Source organism: Rhodoferax sp. (genome assembly GCF_039922535.1).
In the GTDB taxonomy this organism is placed as follows: Bacteria; Pseudomonadota; Gammaproteobacteria; order Burkholderiales; family Burkholderiaceae_C; genus Rhodoferax_B.
Window position 1 is genome coordinate 1 of the sequence record NZ_JBDTEM010000254.1, and the last position, 3817, is coordinate 3817.

The following is a 3817-nucleotide window of genomic DNA, read 5'->3' on the forward strand; positions in this document are numbered from 1 at the left end:
GCCCAGTCGCTGCTGCTGGCCATCCTGATCATGCTGCTGCTGAACCGGCTGGTGACGGTGCACGTGCGCCGCATCGCCCAGCATCTGGGCCAGTTGACCCCCGCCAATCTGCGCCAGCTGCTGACCCTCGACCGCCATACTTCGCGGCAAGATGAGTTGTCGCAGCTAGTGGGCGGCGTCAACCAGCTGCAAACCACGCTGTCCGACTACCTGGAGCAGCGCCAGCGCGACGAAAAAGAACTGCTGGCCCACCGCGACAACCTGGCCGAACTGGTGCGCGAACGCACGGCTGCGCTCGAAACCGCCAACAGCAAGCTGGAAGACACCAACACCCGGCTCAACAGCCTGGCCCGCACCGACCCGCTGACTGGCCTGGCCAACCGCCGCCAATTCGACGAAATGAAGGAGATCGAGTTCCGCCGCGCCTTGCGCACCTGCCACCCGCTGACCCTGCTGGTCTGCGACATTGACTCCTTCAAGCGCTACAACGACACCTATGGCCACGCCAGCGGCGACCAGTGCCTGCGCAGCGTCGCCACCGCATTGGGGGCCGGCAGTGCCCGGGCCGGGGACCTGCTGGCACGCATTGGCGGCGAAGAATTTGCCGTGCTGCTGCCCGCCACCGATGCCACCCAAGGCACTCTGCTGGCCGCCCATTTGCTGCGTGCCGTGGCCGACCTGGGCATCGCCCACCGCAACTCCGAAGCCGCACCCGTGGTCACCATCAGTATCGGCCTGGCGCAACTCGACGCCCGCCAGGTGGACAAGTTCGACACCCTGTTCGACCAAGCCGACAAAGCCCTCTACCAAGCCAAACACACCGGCCGCAACCGGGTCGTGGTACACGGCCAAGCCCTGGCATAAGCGTCCGCTCGGCCCCTTTTTCTCTTCACACCACAGTAACCCCGCATGAACTCTGCATGGCGCGTCGGCCTACTTGCCTGGGCCCTATGGCTACCGCTGAGCCCCTGGGCACAGACGGTACAGGTGGTGACCGAGACCACCCCGTTCGTCTTCATGCAGGACGGCAAAATTGCCGGTCCAGCCACCGAAGTGTTGGAAAAAACCCTGCAACTGGCGGGCATCAAAGACTACCGGCTGAACATGTACCCCTGGGCCCGCGCCTATGACATGGCGCTGAACGAACCCAATGTACTGATCTACCTGCTAGGCCGCACGCCCGAGCGTGAGGCCAAATTCCAGTGGGTTGGTGAATTCATGCAGATCCGCTACTACCTGTACAAGCTGCGCGAACGCGTCGACATCCGGGCCAGCAATCTGGACGCTGCGCGCCAATACACCATCGGCGTGATGCGCGACGACTTGCGCCACCAGTACCTGCAGCAGCAAGGCTTTACCCGGCTGGTGATGTCAGCACAAACCACCGAAAACTTTGCCCAGCTGCTCAAGCGCAGAGTGGACATGGTGCCCCTCAGCGAAGCCGGTGCCGAGGCCCAGTGCCGCGCCACCGCTTTCGATTGCGCTGGGCTGGAGCGGGTACTGACCCTGGACGCACTAACCACCGGTGTGTACATGGCCTACAGCTTGGCCACCCCGTCCGCCGTGGTGCAGCGCACCCAGGCTGCGTTCAAGCAACTCAAGGCCAACGGCACGGTACAACGCACGATGGAAACCAAGGCCACGGTCAGCAAAGCACCCTGATCTGGCACAGGAAAGACACGACGCGGGATAATCAGCATTTTTAAGTACCGATTGCCCCCTATGAGCGCCGTATGGACCACCGACGAGGTTGCCGCCCCCTCCTCCCCACTTTCCACAGCTTCCCCTGCCGCCCCCGATTTCAAGATCGAACGCGAAACGCATAAGTTAGAGAAACGCCTGTGCCGCGAGATGGGCAAAGCCATCGTGGACTACAACATGGTGGAAGAAGGCGACAAGGTGATGGTGTGTGTGAGCGGCGGCAAAGACAGCTACGCCATGCTGGACATCCTGCTCAAGCTCAAGGCCCGCGCGCCCATCCACTTCGACATCATCGCCGTCAACCTCGACCAGAAGCAGCCCGGCTTCCCCGCCGACGTACTGCCCACCTACCTCACCGCCTTGGGTGTGCCGTTCCACATCGAAAACCAGGACACCTACAGCATCGTCAAGCGCGTGATCCCCGAGGGCAAAACCACCTGCGGCCTGTGCAGCCGCCTGCGCCGCGGCATTTTGTACCGCGTGGCCGACGAGCTGGGCGCCACCAAGATCGCACTGGGCCACCACCGCGACGACATGCTGCAAACCTTCTTTTTGAACATGTTCTTCGGCGGCAAACTTAAGGGCATGCCGCCCAAGCTGGTCAGCGACGATGGCCGCCACATCGTCATCCGCCCGCTGGCCTACGTGGCGGAGAAAGACCTGACCCGCTGGGCCACCCACAAGCAGTTCCCCATCATCCCTTGCACCCTGTGCGGCAGCCAGGAGAACCTGCAACGCAAGCAAATCGCCCAGATGCTGCAAGAGTGGGAAAAGAAGCACCCCGGCCGCATTGAAAGCATGTTCAGCGCGCTCCAAAACGTCGTGCCCTCGCACCTGATGGACCGCAGCCGCTACGACTTCGAAGGCCTGCAAACCACCGGCGTGCCCAGTGATGACGGTGACCAGGCCTTTGATGCGCCCAGCTTCCCTCCCGCGGGCCTGCCCGGTCTGCCCGGTGGTCTGCAAGTGGTGCACCTATGACCGGCTGGCGCGCCCTCACCTTGGCGGCTGCGGTGCTGCTCGGCGGCTGCGCCAGCATCACCCGGGTAGACAACGACGTGCAAAGCTTCGCCAGCTGGACCAGCCCCGTGCCCCGCCCTTTAAGTTTCCGCTTCGAGCGCCTGCCTTCTCAGCAAATCGACATCGCCAGCCAAGACGCGGTGGAACAACTGGCCCTGCCCTCCCTGGCGCAAGCCGGGCTGGTGCTGGACACCGCCAACGCCCGCTACAGCCTGCAGATCAGCACCCAGATGCTGACCGAGAGCACCTGGGACCGCCCATACGGTCCATGGGGTCGGCGCGGCCCCTGGATGGGCGGCGGCCGGGGCATGCACGGCCCCTTCATGGCCCCCATGATGCCGATGGTGCCCATGGAAGTGCGCAGCTACCAGCGCCTGCTCAGCCTGGTGCTGCGCGACCTCGCCACCGGCCAGGTAGTGTACGAAACCCAGGCCAGCCAAGACAGCAATTGGCCCATCGGCAGCGACCTGATCCCCGCCATGGTCACCGCCGCGCTGCATGGTTTTCCGAATCCGCCCGCGGGCCTGCAACGCATTACCGTAGACACCGCACCGGCCCCCGCCCCGAAGTGAAAGCCACCTGATGGACGCCACCCGCATCATCGCCATCCGCCACGGCGAAACCGCCTGGAACGTCGACAGCCGCATCCAGGGCCAGCTCGACATCCCCCTGAACGACACCGGCCGCTGGCAAGCCCAGCAGTTGGCGCTGGCGCTGGCGGGTGAACCCGTCACCACCGTCTACGCCAGTGACCTGTTGCGGGCCTTTGCAACGGCGCAGGCCGTGGCCGGGGCGCTCGACCTGCCCATCACCACCGACGTGGACTTGCGCGAACGCAGCTTTGGCATCTTCCAGGGCCACAGCTTTGCCGAGATCGAAGCCCGCCTGCCCGAACAAGCCCTGCGGTGGCGCAAGCGCGACCCGGCCTTTGCCCCCGAAGGCGGCGAATGCCTGAACGATTTTCGCGACCGCGTGCTGGCCTGCGTGAACGCCCTGGCCGCGCGCCACCCCGGCGAGCTGATCGCGGTGGTGGCCCACGGCGGCGTGATGGACGTGCTGTACCGCGCCGCCACCGGCCAGGGCCTGCAAGCCCCGC

5 protein-coding genes are annotated in these 3817 nt (G+C 64.8%); all 5 read left to right on the top strand.

Features of this window, described 5'->3' with window-relative positions:
* On the top strand, nucleotides 1-864 hold an 864-nt coding region (locus ABI213_RS11715; RefSeq protein WP_348027219.1), incomplete at its 5' end, for a GGDEF domain-containing protein.
* 45 nt (nucleotides 865-909) lie between these two features.
* The gene (locus ABI213_RS11720) at nucleotides 910-1662 is read left to right on the top strand and encodes a transporter substrate-binding domain-containing protein (RefSeq protein WP_348006675.1); all 753 of its coding nucleotides are present in this window, start codon (nucleotides 910-912) and stop codon (nucleotides 1660-1662) included.
* Nucleotides 1663-1722: 60 nt separating this feature from the next.
* Nucleotides 1723-2682, top strand: a complete 960-nt coding sequence (gene ttcA, locus ABI213_RS11725) for a tRNA 2-thiocytidine(32) synthetase TtcA (protein WP_348006676.1) — start codon at nucleotides 1723-1725, stop codon at nucleotides 2680-2682.
* Entirely contained in the window at nucleotides 2679-3293 is a 615-nt protein-coding gene (locus ABI213_RS11730) for a DUF4136 domain-containing protein (protein ID WP_348027221.1), read from the top strand. Before ttcA ends, ABI213_RS11730 begins: the two co-directional genes overlap by 4 nt.
* A 10-nt stretch (nucleotides 3294-3303) precedes the next feature.
* Nucleotides 3304-3817, top strand: a 514-nt coding sequence (locus ABI213_RS11735; RefSeq protein ID WP_348027223.1) for a histidine phosphatase family protein, incomplete at its 3' end; no start/stop codon positions are given.

What these genes read in the sequence shown, in the direction of transcription:
- ABI213_RS11720 (WP_348006675.1), top strand. Translation starts at nt 910, where the DNA reads ATGAACTCTGCATGGCGCGTCGGCCTACTTGCCTGGGCCCTATGGCTA.
- ttcA (WP_348006676.1), top strand. Translation starts at nt 1,723, where the DNA reads ATGAGCGCCGTATGGACCACCGACGAGGTTGCCGCCCCCTCCTCCCCA.
- ABI213_RS11730 (WP_348027221.1), top strand. Translation starts at nt 2,679, where the DNA reads ATGACCGGCTGGCGCGCCCTCACCTTGGCGGCTGCGGTGCTGCTCGGC.